Here is a 16,100-nt window from a genome sequence, read left to right on the forward strand (position 1 = left end):
CTGCTCATTGACAGCTGCCCTCTTCGCCCGCGCGGTGATCTGGTAGCCCCCTGACTGCCATTAGCGAGGTGACGACATGGACCACTCCCTTCCCCTGATTACCACTCTGGTCGGCGGCTTCGTGCTGGCCTACATCCTCGGCATGTTTGCCCAGCGCCTCAAGATCTCCCCCATGGTGGGTTATCTGGCGGCCGGGGTGATCTCGGGCCCCTTCACCCCGGGTTATGTGGCCGACATGAAGCTGGTGCCCGAGCTGGCGGAGCTGGGGGTGATCCTGCTGATGTTCGGGGTGGGGCTGCACTTCTCCTTCCGCGACCTGATGTCGGTGAAGCGGATTGCCATCCCTGGCGCCATCGCCCAGATCGCGGTCGCCACCCTGCTCGGCATGGGGCTCTCCTCCCTGCTGGGCTGGGATCCGGTCGCCGGCCTGATGTTCGGCCTCGCCCTCTCCACCGCCAGTACCGTGGTGCTGCTGCGGGCGCTGGAGAGCCGTCAGAATCTGGAAACCCTGCAGGGGCGCATCGCCATCGGCTGGCTCATCGTCGAGGATCTGGTGATGGTGCTGGCGCTGGTGATGCTGCCGATCATCGCCGACATCCAGTTCGGCGAGCAGACCCTGAGCTGGCAGAGCATAGCGCTGGATCTGGGCTGGACTCTCGGCAAGGTGAGCCTGTTCGTGGCACTGATGATGGTGGTGGGCAGCCGCTTCATCCCCTGGCTGCTGGCCCACACCGCCAGCACCGGCTCACGCGAGCTGTTCACCCTGGCGGTACTGACCTGCTCGCTCGGCATCGCCTTCGGCGCGGTCAAGCTGTTCGGCGTCTCCTTCGCCCTCGGCGCCTTCTTCACTGGCATCGTCATGAACCGCTCCGAGCTGAGCCACCGCGCCGCCAACAACACCCTGCCGCTGCAGGACGCCTTCGCCGTGCTGTTCTTCGTCTCGGTGGGCATGCTGTTCAACCCGGCGGTGCTGCTGACCGAACCGCTGGCGGTGCTGGCCACCCTGTTCATCATCATGTTCGGCAAATCGGCGGCGGCTTACGCCATCGTGCGACTGTTCCGCTACAGCCGGCGCACCGCCCTCACCATCTCCGCCAGCCTGGCCCAGATCGGCGAGTTCTCCTTCATCCTCATCGGGCTGGCCATCGTGCTCAAGCTGGTGCCGGAAGGAGCCCGTGACCTGATCCTGGTGGGTGCCAGCCTCTCCATCATGCTCAACCCGCTGGTGTTCAACGCCGTCGAGCGCTACCTGGAGAAACACCCGGACGCCGACAACGCCAAGGTGCTGGCCGAGTGCAAATGCCCGGCGGTGGAGATGAAGGCCCACACCATACTGGTGGGCTATGGCCGGGTCGGCCGCCTGCTGGTGAACGGCCTGCAGCAGGCCGGGCGCGAGCTGGTGGTGATCGAGCAGGATCCGCACCGGCTGGAGAGCCTGCGCCAGGCCGACATTCCCCACGTCAACGGCAACGTGGCCGATGACGAGGTGCTGTGCCGCGCCGCCATCACCGACGCCAGCTGGCTGCTGGTGGCCATCCCCAACAGCTTCGAGGCCGGCGAGGCCATCGCCCAGGCCAAGCTCATCAACCCGGCGATCCGGGTGATCGCCCGCGCCCACAGCGACGACGAGGTGAGCTTCCTCACCAGGCAGGGGGCGGACAAGGTGATCATGGGCGAGCGGGAGATAGCCCTTGGCATGCTGGCCCAGGCCACCGCATAAACCGCCATCCAGTGAACCAGAGGGGCCTTGGCCCCTCTTTTCATGCCTCTTTGTCCACCCGCGCTTTGGGGTACCCAGGCCCCTCCCCACCCATTCCCGCCAGCTTCTCGCGGCGATATGGCACAATTTGACTCCCTTTGTCAGCCCCCCAGGTCAGGGCGGCACGCCGCCTCTGCGGCGGGCACGCTGCGCAGCTTCCCCTCGCCAGCACAAAGCTCCAGCGGTTACCCCCAGCGGGGCACAGTAGACAGCAGATCCTGCAGCGGCCCCCACCGGACGGGGGTAGGGTCGCGCCAGATGGGCAAATTCGCCGGTCAGCCACCTTGGCTAGACTGGGCCAGTCGTCTTATGACACCCACTTGGCACACATGCCCGCAACTCATTCTGGAAGGATCCGCTATGAAACCCTTGTTGACCGCCCTCTTGCTTCCCCTGCTGCCCCTCGCCGTACAGGCTGCCGAACCCGTCTGGATCACGGTCGGTGCCGACAGCGGCGTCGAGCTCAAGCAGGTCAAGGCCAAGCTGGCCCCCCTGTTCAGCGCCAGCGGCGCCCCGGTCCAGCTGGCCCAGGTCGAGGCGAGTGAACTTGGTACCCTCTCCCACCTGATGCACGAAGGGCACCAGCGCTGCGGCGGCTATGTGGTGCACAGCACCCTGGCCGACGCCCTGCAGAGCATGGCCCAGCCCATCAGTCAGAACCTGTTCAGCGCCCCGCCGCTGACCCAGGGGGCCAGCGTCAACCGGCTGCTGCCCTATCTGGATCAGGGCAACATAGTCGGCACCATCAGCCAGCTCGCCAGCTGGCGCAACCGCTACTACACCACCACCACAGGGGTGCAGTCGGCGGACTGGGTAGCCGGTCAGTGGCAGACCCTGAGCGCGACCCTGCCCTGGGCCAGCGTCAGCCGGGTCAAGCACAGCGGCTATCCGCAGCAATCCGTGGTGCTGACCCTCAAGGGCAGCCGCTACCCGGACGAGGTGGTGGTGCTCGGCGGTCACCTCGATTCCACCGCGGGCTCGGCCCCCAACAGCCGCACCCTGGCCCCCGGCGCCGATGACGATGCCTCCGGCATCGCCACCCTGACCGAGGTGCTGCGGGTCATCGCCGAGCAGGGCCGCCAGCCGGAGCGCACCCTGCAGTTCATCGGTTATGCGGCGGAAGAGGTGGGGCTGCGCGGCTCCAAGGACATCGCTACCCGCTACAAGGCGGCCAACACCAAGGTGCTGGCGGCGCTGCAGCTGGACATGACCAACTACCAGGGCTCGGCGGAAGATATCGTCTTCATGACCGACTACACCGACAAGGGGCTGACCGGCTATCTGGCCCAGCTGCTCGACGCCTATCTTCCCCAGATCCGCTACGGCTATGACAGCTGCGGTTACGGCTGCTCGGATCACGCCTCCTGGCACAATCAGGGCTACCCGGCCGCCATGCCGTTCGAGTCGCGCTTCAACGACTACAACCCCAACATCCACACCGCCCAGGACACCTTGCAAAACTCGGATCCCTCGGCTGCCCACGCCCTCAAGTTCGCCCAGCTGGCCACCAGCTTTGCCATCGAGATGGGCAAGATAAACTGAGCCGCCGAGGCGAGGTGACGCATCCAAAACAAGAGGGAGGCCAGGCCTCCCTCTTTCGTCTCAGCGTCTGCCACTCAGGGCTGTCGATGCGCCCCGTCAAGCGGGGGATTGGGGTGCGGCAAGCCTTGCTGCGCGCGGACCGTGGCGGCCTGGGCCTGGTGCATTTCAAGGCGCTCGAACGCGCGCAGCGCGCCATCTAGGGGAGCAGGATCCGCCGGCCAGCAGCTGGCGGGCAGCGCCTGCACGCCCAGCAGGGCAACGGACAACAGCAACAGATAAGGGGCCATTTTGCAGCACTCCGGTGGCAACAGAGTGTCTATTCTTGTCGAGGACCGATGACGGCTTGATGACGGGACGGGATCGTCATTTTACAACATCTGACGAGGCAGGCCGGCGCCGAGATACATATGGCGACATTTATGCCAAATCTGCGCGGACCAGTTAATTTATGCCCTAAAAAGTAGCCAAGAGGAAAACGTTATCCCTGAAAAGAAAACGTTATCTGGTCAAAACGTTGTTTCTGGATCATAAAAAGTATCCAAAAACTGGTGTATATTGCACGGCGGAAACTCCTTAACCATGAAGACTGACATGAAAAAGACCAAAATCGTCTGCACCATCGGTCCCAAGACCGAATCCAAAGAAATGCTGGCCAAGATGCTGGACGCCGGCATGAACGTCATGCGCCTGAACTTCTCCCACGGCGACTACGCCGAGCACGGTGGTCGCATCAGCAACCTGCGCGCTGTCATGGCCGAAACCGGCAAGCACGCAGCCATTCTGCTGGACACCAAGGGTCCGGAAATCCGTACCATCAAGCTGGAAGGCGGCAACGACGTTGCCTTGGTCGCTGGCCAGACCTTCACCTTCACCACCGACCAGACCGTGGTTGGCAACAAAGACAAAGTAGCCGTGACCTATGCCGGTTTCGCCAACGACCTGCGCGTCGGCAACCGCATCCTGGTTGACGATGGCCTGATCGGTCTGGACGTCATCGAGATCACCGAGCGCGAAGTCATCTGTAAAGTACTGAACAACGGCGATCTGGGCGAGAACAAGGGCATCAACCTGCCGGGCGTCTCCATCAAGCTGCCGGCCCTGGCCGAGAAAGACAAGCGCGACCTGATCTTCGGTTGCGAGCAAGGCGTTGATTTCGTTGCCGCCTCCTTCATTCGCAAGAAAGAAGACGTGCTGGAAATCCGTGAGCACCTGAAAGCCCACGGTGGCGAGAACATCCAGATCATCTCCAAGATCGAGAACCAGGAAGGCCTGGACAACTTCGACGAGATCCTGGCTGTCTCCGACGGCATCATGGTTGCTCGTGGCGACATGGGTGTAGAAATTCCGGTTGAAGAAGTTATCTTCGCCCAGAAGATGATCATCGAGAAGTGCAACAAAGCCCGCAAAGTGGTCATCACCGCCACCCAGATGCTGGACTCCATGATCAAGAACCCGCGTCCGACCCGCGCCGAAGCCGGCGACGTGGCCAACGCCATCCTGGACGGTACCGACGCAGTCATGCTGTCCGGTGAGTCCGCCAAGGGCAAATACCCGCTGGAAGCCGTAACCATCATGGCCACCATCTGCGAGCGTACCGATGCCGTGATGCCGTCCAACCTGTCTGCTGCCAACGACAGCAACAAGCTGCGCATCACCGAAGCCGTATGTAAAGGCGCGGTAGAGACCTCCGAGAAGCTGGACGCCCCGCTGATCGTGGTTGCCACCGAAGGCGGCAAGTCTGCCAAGGCCATCCGCAAGTACTTCCCGAAAGCCTGGATCCTGGCCATCACCACCAACAAGAAGACCGCTGCCCAGCTGGTACTGACCAAGGGTGTGGTTGCTCACGTGGTTGACAGCATCGCCTCCACCGACGATTTCTATCGTATCGGTAAAGAAGCGGCGCTGGCCAGCGGCATGGGTCTGAAGGGTGACGTGGTTGTCATGGTCTCCGGTGCCCTGGTACCGAGCGGCACCACCAACACCGCTTCTGTTCACGTTCTTTAATCGGAACTGAACAAGCTGAAAACGGCGCCTGCGGGCGCCGTTTTTTTTATCTGCCCCCCTGCTGCCCATTCCTGCCCGGTGTTAGAATCCACGCGGATTTAATCCAAGTGGGAAATCTCCCAAATATCGCGTAATAACCCGGAAGTTTTATGCTCTCAACACGCTTCAAAAGAGCCTCGGCCACCCTGTTGCCGGTGCTCTGCTTACTCGTCAGCCTCTGCGCCCCGCAGGCCATGGCGCAGGATGTGCCCTCACGTGCCAGTGTGCAGCGGGCGCTCGATGCCCTTGGCAAGTCTGATACCCTCACCGTCAGCCAGCAGGCCGACCAGAAATTCCTGACCGACACCCTCAGCCTGCTCGACAGCATCGAGAAGGAGAAGAGCAAGGCCAAGAGCCAGAGCGAGCGCATCCGCTCCCTGCCGGCCGAGCTCAGGGACATCAGCGCCAAGCTCGATGCCCTGACCCAGAACAAGAGTGCCGAACAGATCAAGAGTGAATACGCCAGCATGAGCCTGAGCGAGCTGGAGAGTCGCCAGCCCGACGTCATGGCCAACATGCAGGATGCCCAGGAAGCCCTCGGCACCATCGGCAGTCAGATCACCAGCCTGCAAACCCTGCCGGAGCGGGCCCAGGCCCTGATGAGCCGCGCCTATCAGCGCAGCCAGGAGATCCGTACCCGCCTCAACGCCGGTGACGGGGTGAGCGGCGCCGAGAAGATGAAGCTGGGCGCCGAGCTGGCCTTGCAGGAGCTGCAACTGGCCAACCTGCAACAGCAGCTGGACAACCGCACCAGCATGCAGGATCTGGCGGTCAAGCAGCGCGACTACCAGAGCGCCCGCCTCGCGAGCGAAGAGCAGAAGCTGCAACTGCTGCAAGAGCAGAGCAGTGCCAAGCGCCTCGGTGACACCGAAAAGACCGCCGAACAGACCGGCGAGCTGGTCGCCGCGGATGACAATCCGCTGGTACAAAAAGAGCAGGAGCTCAACCATCAGCTCAGCCAGCAGCTGGTCAGCGCCACCACCAACCTCAACTCGCTGGTACAGAAGAACCTGCAGGCCAAGAGCTGGCTGGAGCGCGGCACCCAGACCGAGCGCAACCTCAACGAACAGGTGCAGATGCTCAAGGGCAACCTGCTGCTGTCACGCATTCTCTACCAGCTCTATCAACAGCTGGAGTCGTCGCCCTCCACGCTGGTGAAGAACCTGGAAGAGCAGATCGCCGACCTGCACCTGGCCCAGTTCGAGCTGAGTCAGCAGCGCGACCAGCTGTTCCAGAAGACCCAGTATCTGGACAACCTGATCGCCAACAGTAGCGAGCCGGTGAGCGAGGAGGACAGAACCAGCCTCTCCAAGCTGCTCGACACCCGCATCAGCCTGCTCGACCAGCTCAACCGCCAGCTGGATGCCCAGCTGACCAACGCCATCAGCCTGCAGCTGACCCAGCAGCAGCTGGCGCGGATCTACTCCTCCATCGAATTTACCCTGCAGCAGCACATCTTCTGGGTGAGCAGCAACAAGCCCATCGATGCCAAGTGGTTCATCAACTGGCCGGCCCAGGCCTACAAGCAGGCCTCCGACTGGGTGCTGAAACCGGATTGGAGCGGCTGGGGTGAAACCTTGCTGCCCATCACCCTGCTGGCCCTGCCGCTGCTGCTGATTGGCGGTCTGCTGATCTGGAAGCGCCCGGCGCTGGTGGAGCGGCAGAAGAAGATCACCAAGGATCTGGGACGTTTTCGCCAGGACAGCCAGTGGCACACCCCGCGTGCCCTGCTGTTTACCGTGCTGCAGCGCCTGCCGGGCAGCCTGTTCATCCTGGCTGCCGGCCTGCTGCTGACTGACTGTGGTCTGCTCAGCTCCAAGCTGATTTTCCAGATCACCCTCAACCTAGCGCTCGGCTACCTGGTGTTCAGCGTCTATCTGGCGGTGATGCGGCCGGGCGGCATTGCCGAGACCCATTTCCGCATGCCGAAAGCCGAGCTGCAGGCCAAACGCACCAGCATGCGCTACCTGTGGGTGCCCTTGCTGCCGCTCATCATGCTGTCGACCAAGGCGGTGGTAGAACCCTCCTCCCTTGGCAATGACGTGGTGGGTCAGGCGCTGACCCTGGCCCTGCTGGGGCTGGCCGCCTACCTGGTGTTCCCCATCTCCCGCGCCCGCATCAAGGGCGAGGCGAGCATGCAGCAGTCCATCACCGCCATCGCCCTGGCGCTGGCACCGGTGGCGCTGATAGTGCTGGTGGGACTGGGTTACTACTACACCGCCCTCAAGCTGACCGGCCGGCTGATCGAATCCTTCTACCTCATCATCATCTGGAGCCTGGTCTACCGCACCGCCCTGCGCGGCCTGGAGCTGGCGGCCCGCCGTCTGGCCTATCGCCGTGCGGTGGCCAAGCGCGAGCACAAGGCCCAGGAGGATGCGGAAGGGGGTGAGTCCATCGAAGAGCAGCCCATGGATCTGGAGGATGTCAGCCAGCAGTCCCTGCGTCTGACCCGTACCGTGCTGCTGCTGGTGTTCGGCGTCGCCTTCTACTGGCTCTGGTCCGATCTGGTGGCGGTCTTCTCCTACCTCGACAGCATGGTGCTCTGGCACCGCACTGAAGGGACAGGGGCCAATGCCGTGCTTTTCCCGATCAGCCTGAGCGACGTGCTGATAGGCTTCCTGCTGCTAGGCGGCGCCTGGTCGCTGGCCCGCAACCTGCCGGGTCTGCTGGAGGTGTTGGTGCTCTCCAAGCTGAACCTGGCCCAGGGCACGGCCTACGCCATCACCACCATGCTCAACTATGTGCTGATCGGGGTCGGCTCGCTGACTGCCCTCTCCATGATGGGGGTGCAGTGGGACAAGCTGCAGTGGGTCGCCGGTGGTCTGTCGGTCGGTATCGGTTTCGGCATGAAGGAGATCCTCTCCAACTTCGTCTCCGGCATCATCATCCTGTTCGAGCGTCCGGTGCGGATCGGTGACACCGTCACCATAGGTTCCTTCTCCGGCACCGTCTCGCGGATCCGTATTCGCGCCACCACCCTGACCGACTTCGACCGCAAGGAGGTGATCATCCCCAACCAGCAGCTGATGACCGAGCGGCTGATCAACTGGTCGCTGAGCGACACCGTCACCCGGGTCATCGTGCGGGTGGGGGTGGCCTACGGTTCGGATCTGGAGCTGACCCGTACCCTGCTGAAACAGGCGGCGGACGACAACAGCCGCGTCTTGAAAGACCCGGCCCCCATCGTCTACTTCCTCACCTTCGGCCCCAGCACCCTGGATCACGAGCTGCGCTTCTTCGTGAGCGAGCTCGGCGATCGCAACCCGGCGGTGGACGAGCTGAACCGCAAGATAGACCAGCTGTTCCGCGAGAACGGCATCGAGATCGCGTTCAACCAGATGGACGTCTACATCAAGAACATGAAGGACGAAGAGCAGAAGGTGGAGTCCGACTCCGCCCAGCCTCCCGCCCTGCCGGGTGCCCAGCCCGTCTAAGGCAGCACGCCATGCCACTCGAAGGCCCCGCAAGGGGCCTTTTTTATGACCAGCCGCCGGCCGCCCACGCTGGTTTTGTGACATGCCGGCCAGAATGGGACACCGTTTGCCGCTAGCCTGAAGCGCTTACCTCCCCCAGTGAGGGGGTCTGCCAATCCGGGCCGGCCGCGATACACTGAGGGGCCAACCCCCACATTTGCCAAGGTGCGCCAATGAGTTCCCAACCCTCTCTGCTCTCTTTTCTCGGCTCTCCCCTGCTCGGGGTGGCCGCCACCTATGTCGACCCCGCCAGCAAGGAGACCGGCGTCTACATCTGCGGGGTCGAGATCCAGGCCGGCGACGAGCTGCTGCTGAGCTTCCCCAAGGGGCACCAGCTGGTGGTGGGGGAGAAGATCACCCTGCATCTGGACAACCGCACCGGGGTCGACGAGTACGATGCCTCCTTGAGCGTCTATCGCGTCTCCTACAAGGGGGTGATAACACGCACCGCCCCGGACAAGGTGCAGGTCACCCCGCTGCAGTTCGAGCTCTGGTACGGCAACCGGGTAGTCTATGGCTTCGCCCGGCCGGACTATCAGCATCCGGCCGATGAACGCCCCGCCCGCGAGCTGCCGGTCACCCCGCTCACCGGCCTGCCGGTGCCTGACCTGCGCGAAGTGGAGAACAAGATCGGGGTACTGGTAACCCAGGCCCAGTCCCAGCCACACACCACAGTGCTGGCGTTTCTCTCCTCCGATGAGGACGACATCTTCTTCATCACCTTCCCCGAGACCTTCAAGTCGCAGTTGCTCAAACGCGACGGGCGCTGCCACTTCGCCATCGACTCGCGGGCGGTGTTCACCTACACCCGCGCCATCGAGTGGAACTACACCATCATCGCCGCCGATGCCTACCAGATCCCGCAGGATCACCCACTGTTCGAGCCCATCCGCGCCGCCTTCGTGCAGAAAAACCCGTGGGAAGTGGGCTTCTTCAGCCACCCGCAAGTGGAGCTCTACCACCTCAAGGCCCGTCAGGTGGTCTGCCCGAGGCGGGCAAAAGAGTAGGCCAGAGCGGTCCCGAAAGAGGATAAGATGACCGCCGTTGCCCATGACAAGGAGTAGAGAGCAGATGCAGCAGGTAGTTTATGTCGCAAGCCCCGCCAGCCAGCAGATCCACGTGTTCGCCCTGGCCGCGAGCGGGGAGCTCGCGTTATTGCAGGTGGTCGACACCCCGGGCCAGGTCCAGCCGCTGGTGATCAGCCCGGACGGACACTGGCTCCATGCCGCCGTGCGGCCCGATTTTGCGCTTATCAGCTACCGGATTGGTGTGGATGGCCGGCTCAGCGAGCCGGGCTCGGCGCCGCTGGCGGGCAGCGCCTCCCACACCGCCATCTCGGCCGATGGCCGCTTCCTGCTGGCGGCCTCCTATGCCTTCAATCATGTCACCGTCTCCGCCATCGGAAGCGCCGGTCGGGCAGAGTCGCCCCACCAGCAGCTCGACGGCTTGCAGGCCGCCCACTCGGTCACCCTGCTGGCCGCCGATGGCCAGGGCGAGCAGGAGGTGCTGGTCGCCTGCCTCAAGGAGGACCGTATCCGCCGCTTGGTGCTCTGCCGGGAGGGTCGGCTGCGCCCCCATCCGCTGGGGGATCTGCAGACCGCCAGCGGCGCCGGCCCGCGCCATCTGGCGCTCCACCCAAGCAATGGCGACCTCTATTGCCTGAACGAGCTCGACTGCACCATCAACCGCTATCGGCGTAGCGCCGATGGCGACATCACACTGTGCCAGAGCCTGGAGATGCTGCCCGCCGGTTATCAGGGGGAGTACTGGGGCGCGGATCTGCACGTGACGCCGGATGGGCGCTTTCTCTACAGCAGCGAGCGGGCCAGCAGCCTGCTGACCCAGTTCGCCATTGCGCCGGATGGCGAGCTCGGCGTAGTCGACCACTTCCCCACCGAAACCATGCCGCGCGGCTTTGCCATCGACGGGCAGGGCCGCTGGCTGCTGGCGGCAGGGCAGGCCTCCCACCGGCTGGCGCTGCACCGCATCGATCCGGCCAGCGGCGCCCTCACCCTGCAGGCTCGCCAGCCGGTGGGCGAAGGGGCCATGTGGGTACGGGTATTGACGCTGACGCCCTGAGCCCTCAGCACTTAGCCCCGAGCCCGGCGCATCGACAAAACAGAGAGGCCACCCTGGGGTGGCCTCTTTTTTCATCATCTCAACGAACAACAGCCAGGCGCTTAATCCTTGGCGCTCTCCATGTCCCCCTCTTCGGAGTGTTGGGGCAGGATGAGGTTGAGCAGGATGGCGGCCACCGAGGCCAGACCCACGCCCGCCAGGGCGAAGTCACCGATCTTCATCTCCAGCGCGCCGACACCCACGGTCAGGGTCACGGCCACGATGGCGATGTTGCGCGACAGCCCCAGGTCCACCTTGGACTCCACCAGGGTCTTGAGACCGATGGCGGCGATGGATCCGAACAGCAGCAGCATGATGCCGCCCATCACCGGCATCGGGATGGAGGTGAGCAGGGCGTTGAACTTGCCGAAGAAGGCCAGAATGATGGCGAACACCGCAGCCCAGGTCATGGTGACCGGGTTGAAGTTGCGAGTGATCATCACGGCGCCGGTCACTTCGGCATAGGTAGTGACGGGGGGGCCACCGATGAAGCCGGCGAAGCAGACGCCGATGCCGTCACCGGCCAGGGTACGGTGCAGACCCGGGTTCTTGGTGTAATCCTTGCCCGTCACACCACCGATGGCCAGCACGCCGCCGATGTGTTCGATACAGGGGGCGATGGCCACCGGCAGCATGAACAGCGCCGCAGCCCAGTTGATCTCGGGGGTCACGAAGTGGGGCAGCGCCAACCAGGGGGCGTTCACCATGCCATCGAAGCTCACCTGACCCATCAGCACGGCGGCCACGTAACCGGCGATGACACCGGAGAGGATGGGGATGAGCTTGATCCAGCCCTTGCAGAACACCGCCGCAATCAGGGTGACCGCCAGCGAGATGCCAGCCAGGGTCAGCGCAACCGAGGCTGGCACGACCTGCTCACCACCGGCACGGCCCATCGCCATGTTGCAGGCCACCTGGGCGACCGACAGACCGATCACCATGATCACCGGACCAATCACCACAGGCGGCAGCAGCTTGTGCACGAAGCCCATCCCACGCACGCGAATGAGCGCGGCCAAGATGAAGTACATGAAACCGGCGGCAAACAGACCGAACATGGTGGAGGGCAGGCCCCAGGTCTGGGTGGCGTAAATGATGGGGGCGATGAAGGCAAAGCTGGAACCGAGGAAAATCGGGACCTGGCGGCGGGTGCAGAGCTGGAACAGCAGGGTGCCCACACCGGCGCCAAGCAGGGCCATGGAGGGGTTCAGTCCGGTGAGCAGGGGCACCAGAACCATGGCACCGAAGGCGACAAACAAGATTTGCAGCCCGGCGACACTTTGCTTGACTAAGGAAAACATGGATGTCCTTAATTTTTTGATAACTGACAGGGATATTTGACACTTTTCAGTTATCACAAGACTTTTTCAAGGCACTGAATGAGCCATTTGGCGTCATTTGTTGCCTCTTACTGCTTGGGGAGGGCATGAAACTGGCTTTTTAGGCGGGATTCGTTGCTACAAGCATCGAGGAAGCGATTTTACGCACTTTTATGGCCGGCGCCAATCGTTTTTCCATACTGTTTTGTTGTCAGGTGTTGCCCCTGCCCCGCCACCGGCCCCCTCTATACTTGATGACGTGAACCCAGCCGGACAAGGAGTCCCCCATGTCACTGCCCGCTTTCAAGCCCAGCCAGCGCCGACTGCTGGTGGGCTCGGCCATCGCCCTGGCCCTGTTTGCCACCCCGCTGAGCTATGACTTCAGCCACCATCAATGGCAGCTGAATCAGGCCTATGCCAAGTCCTGTTTCGTAGCCGGCACCCGCATCCTGATGGCCGACGGGGAGGAGCGCCCCATCGAGACCCTACAGATCGGTGAACGGGTACGGGATCAATATGGCCACAGCAACCGGATCCTGGCGGTCGAACGGGTGCTGCTGGGAGCGCGCCGGCTCTACGGGCTCAACCGGCTGGCCCCCTTCTTCACCGCCGAACACCCCTTTCTGACCACCCGCGGCTGGGCGGCCATCGCCCCGGCCATGACTCGTACCGAAAACCCGACCCTCGCCGTGCTGCCGCTCTTTACCGGCATGTATCTGCTGGGTTGGTCGGAACACGGCAGCGCAGGCAGCCTGGCGCTGGCACCTCACCCCACCCCACTGCTGGTGGAGTCCCTCTGCTGGCTTGACGCCCCGCCCACCACCGCACTGTTCAACCTGATCCTGGATGGCAGCCACAGCTATGTCGCCAATGGGCTGATCGTTCACAACAAGGATGGCGATGGCAGTGGAAACGGTGGAGGAGGAAATAGCGGCGGAGGTGGTAGCGGTAGCAGTAGTGGAGGCAGTGACAGCGATGGCGGTGGAGGCAGCGACAGCGATGGCGGCGGCAGCGGTGGTGGAGGCAGTGACAGCGATGGCGGCGGCAGCAGTAGTGGAGACAATGACAGCGATGGCGGCAGCAGCAGTGGTGGAGGCAATGACAGCGATGGCGGCAGCAGCCATGGCGGTGACGACCACGGCGGTGGGGAACACGCCGGGGGCGATCGGCATGCCGGTGGTGAACAGCATGGCGGAGGGGACCGCCACGCCGGCGGCGATCGTCACGGTGGCGGGCGTGGCCTCGGTAACGGCCTCGACAACAACGGGGTAGACGCCGTCGATGCCAATGGCAACGAGATCCGGGGCGACGGCACGGTCGACGACAACGGCATGGATGCCATCGATGCCAACGGCAACGAGATCCGGGGCAACGGCACGGTCGACGACAACGGGATAGACGCCGTCGATGCCAATGGCAACCAGATCCGGGGTGACGGCACAGTCGACGACAACGGGGTAGACGCCGTCGACGCCAACGGCAACCAGATCCGGGGCGACGGCACGACCGACGATCGCGGCCAGACCCTGACCGATGCACAGGAGCAAGCGCTGATCCAGCAAGGATTCAACAGCAAGGTGCAACCATGAGCCGTTATCTGCTGATCTGCCTGGCGCTGTCGCTGTCCGGCTGTGCCACCCAGCCAACCGCCCCGCTCTATCACCAGATGGACGAGCAGGACGTGGTGCTGGCCAATCAGGCACTGGCCGAGGCGCTGCAAACCCGTCCCAAGGGCCAGAGCCTCACCTGGTTCAACTCCGCCAACCGCCACTCGGGCAGCGTCACGCCGCTGCGCACCTTTCGCCATTCCAACGGCCTCTGGTGCCGCGACTACCGCGAGCAGCTCTACATAGGCCAGGCCAGTCAGCAGTGGCAGGACACCGCCTGCCGCAGCAAGGCGGGCCACTGGCTGCCGCTGCGCAGCTGACAGCTCAGGTAACAAAAGGGGGTGGCCATGGCCACCCCTCTTCTATTGCAAGTGCAAGCTTGCGACCATCATACCCGGCGATAGGGCAGATAGACCGGCTCCCACATGTGGTTGAGGATGTGCTGCTGCAGATCCTGACCGATCAGCGGGTGGGAAGGATCCCGCCGCACTATGTCCTTGAGCACCGCTGTCGCCACGTGCACCGAGATGTTGCGCAGCTCGCGAATGCGCGGATAGACGGCCCCCTTGGCCAGGTCCACCTCGCTCACACACTCCGCCAGCGCGAAGGCAGCGGTGGTGAAGATGTCCGGCGTGATCTCGCGGATCTGGCTGACGATGGCCGCCAGACCCACCCCCGGGAAGATGAAGACGTTGTTGCCCTGGCCGACCCGGAACTCCTGACCCTCGTAGTGCACATCCTTGAATGGGCTGCCGGTGGCGACAATGGCCTTGCCCTGGCTCCAGCGATAGATGTCGTCCGGCAGCGCCTCGCAGTTGGCGGTCGGGTTGGAGAGCGGGAACACCATGGGGCGCGCGCAGTGTTTTTGCATCAGCTGCACGTGCTCCTCCTTGAAGGCGCCGCCCGAGCCGCTGGTGCCCAGCAGCACTGTGATCGGCACGTGACGCAGCACGTCGGTCAGGTTGGCCTTGCCGGGCACTTCGGTGTCCCAGCCGGCCAGCAGCAGGCCCGGCTTGGCGTAGCGACGCTTGTACTCGTCGAGCCCCTCGCGGTTGTCACACACCAGCCCCTGGGTATCCAGGATGTAGATGCGATCGCGAGCCGCCTGCGGATCCAGCCCTTCGCGGATCATGCCCGCGCAGATCTGATCCGCCACCCCGACCCCGCCGGCACCGGCGCCATAGACCAGGTAGTTCTGCTGGCCCAGGGTCTCGCCCTTGACCTTGACCGCCCCTATGATGCCCGCCAGCACCACGGCCCCGGTACCCTGGATGTCGTCGTTGAACGACGGCAGCGACTGCTGATAACGAGAGAGATTGTTGAAGGCGTTGGACTTGCTGAAGTCCTCCCACTGCAGCACGGCGTTCGGGAAGTGACGCTTGACCCCGGCCACGAACTTGTCGATGAAGTCGTCGTACTCCTTGCCGCGAATGCGCTTGTGGGGCTGACCCAGGTACATGGGATCATCCAGCAGCGCCTGATTGTCAGTGCCGACATCCAGCGCGATGGGCAGGCAGCAGGCGGGGTGAATGCCGGCGGCCAGGGTATAGAGGGAGAGCTTGCCGATGGGAATGCCCATGCCGCCCACCCCCTGGTCACCGATCCCCAGGATCCCCTGGCTGTCGGTCACGACGATGATGCGCACCGATTTGGCATCCAGCTGACGGGCCAGGGAGCCCATGTCATCGACGTTCTTCGGGGTGATGTAGAGGCCGCGCGCCTTCTGGTAGCGGTGGCTGAACTCCTGGCACGCCTTGCCCACGGTCGGGGTGTAGATGATGGGGGTCATCTCCTCCACGTGGCGCGCCAGCAGGGCGTAGAACAGGGTCTCGTTGCGATCCTGCAATGCCCGCAGGTTCTGATACTTCTCGATGTCGCTGCAGGCGCTCAGAAAGCCCTGATAGACCCGATCCAGCTGGGCTTCGAAGGTTTGCACCTGGGGAGGCAACAGGCCGTCGAGCTCGAAGTCGGCGCGCTCCTGTTCGGTAAAGGCGGTGCCCTTGTTGAGATTGCGATCGTTGAGCAGATCGGTGCCAGTCAGTGCAACGGGGCGAAAATCTTGTCCCTGTGCATCTTTCCACAGCAGATATTGTCCGGTAGCCATAGTCATTCTCTTTGATTTACGTGAAATTGCCGTTCGGCAGGAGAGCAAGACTCATAATGAAATCAATCATATGACGTTTGCCTGTTTAGTTTTGTGAGCTTGGGCATACCCTGCGGCCAAAATCCGCGCCGAGGC

General features: G+C 63.4%; 11 protein-coding genes. 8 read left to right on the forward strand and 3 right to left on the reverse strand.

The features are described from left to right. The first annotated feature begins 76 nt into the window (after positions 1 to 76). Together ybaL and R2E40_RS16115 are read left to right on the forward strand one after the other, a co-directional pair. Complete coding sequence (gene ybaL / locus R2E40_RS16110) at positions 77 to 1,720, forward strand: YbaL family putative K(+) efflux transporter (protein WP_318163892.1); 1,644 nt, start codon at positions 77 to 79, stop codon at positions 1,718 to 1,720. Positions 1,721 to 2,119: 399 nt separating this feature from the next. After that, a complete protein-coding gene (locus R2E40_RS16115; protein WP_024944172.1) occupies positions 2,120 to 3,301 on the forward strand; it encodes a M28 family metallopeptidase in 1,182 nt (393 codons plus the stop codon). Positions 3,302 to 3,375: 74 nt separating this feature from the next. Here the strand turns inward: R2E40_RS16115 and R2E40_RS16120 are convergent, their stop codons facing one another. Then, complete coding sequence (locus tag R2E40_RS16120) at positions 3,376 to 3,588, reverse strand: hypothetical protein (protein ID WP_318163893.1); 213 nt, start codon at positions 3,586 to 3,588, stop codon at positions 3,376 to 3,378. Between the two features lie 304 nt (positions 3,589 to 3,892). Between R2E40_RS16120 and pykF the strand changes: the two genes are divergently transcribed. From pykF to R2E40_RS16140, 4 genes are all read left to right on the forward strand, one after another. Then, the gene (pykF, locus tag R2E40_RS16125; protein ID WP_010633307.1) at positions 3,893 to 5,305 is read left to right on the forward strand and encodes a pyruvate kinase PykF; all 1,413 of its coding nucleotides are present in this window, start codon (positions 3,893 to 3,895) and stop codon (positions 5,303 to 5,305) included. Between the two features lie 149 nt (positions 5,306 to 5,454). After that, positions 5,455 to 8,778, forward strand: a complete 3,324-nt coding sequence (mscK, locus tag R2E40_RS16130) for a mechanosensitive channel MscK (protein ID WP_318163894.1) — start codon at positions 5,455 to 5,457, stop codon at positions 8,776 to 8,778. Between the two features lie 212 nt (positions 8,779 to 8,990). Beyond that, complete coding sequence (locus R2E40_RS16135; protein ID WP_318163895.1) at positions 8,991 to 9,824, forward strand: hypothetical protein; 834 nt, start codon at positions 8,991 to 8,993, stop codon at positions 9,822 to 9,824. Between the two features lie 64 nt (positions 9,825 to 9,888). Further along, the gene (locus R2E40_RS16140) at positions 9,889 to 10,896 is read left to right on the forward strand and encodes a beta-propeller fold lactonase family protein (RefSeq protein ID WP_318163896.1); all 1,008 of its coding nucleotides are present in this window, start codon (positions 9,889 to 9,891) and stop codon (positions 10,894 to 10,896) included. A 101-nt stretch (positions 10,897 to 10,997) separates the two neighbouring features. On the opposite strand, the gene R2E40_RS16145 is transcribed toward R2E40_RS16140, so the two are convergent. Then, the gene (locus tag R2E40_RS16145; RefSeq protein WP_318163897.1) at positions 10,998 to 12,236 is read right to left on the reverse strand and encodes a uracil-xanthine permease family protein; all 1,239 of its coding nucleotides are present in this window, start codon (positions 12,234 to 12,236) and stop codon (positions 10,998 to 11,000) included. 305 nt (positions 12,237 to 12,541) lie between these two features. Between R2E40_RS16145 and R2E40_RS16150 the strand changes: the two genes are divergently transcribed. Continuing rightward, positions 12,542 to 13,843 carry a hypothetical protein gene (locus R2E40_RS16150; RefSeq protein WP_318163898.1) on the forward strand — a complete coding sequence of 434 codons (1,302 nt, stop codon included), beginning with the start codon at positions 12,542 to 12,544 and terminating at the stop codon, positions 13,841 to 13,843. Next, positions 13,840 to 14,181, forward strand: a complete 342-nt coding sequence (locus R2E40_RS16155; RefSeq protein ID WP_139707086.1) for an RT0821/Lpp0805 family surface protein — start codon at positions 13,840 to 13,842, stop codon at positions 14,179 to 14,181. The genes R2E40_RS16150 and R2E40_RS16155 overlap by 4 nt, the downstream gene beginning before the upstream one ends. A 68-nt stretch (positions 14,182 to 14,249) precedes the next feature. Here the strand turns inward: R2E40_RS16155 and R2E40_RS16160 are convergent, their stop codons facing one another. Continuing rightward, positions 14,250 to 15,965: an NAD-dependent malic enzyme gene (locus tag R2E40_RS16160; protein WP_024944164.1), complete on the reverse strand. Its 1,716-nt coding sequence runs from the start codon at positions 15,963 to 15,965 to the stop codon at positions 14,250 to 14,252. Positions 15,966 to 16,100 lie beyond the last annotated feature (135 nt).

This window comes from Aeromonas sp. CD (assembly GCF_033349375.1).
In the GTDB taxonomy this organism is placed as follows: domain Bacteria; phylum Pseudomonadota; class Gammaproteobacteria; order Enterobacterales; family Aeromonadaceae; genus Aeromonas; species Aeromonas hydrophila.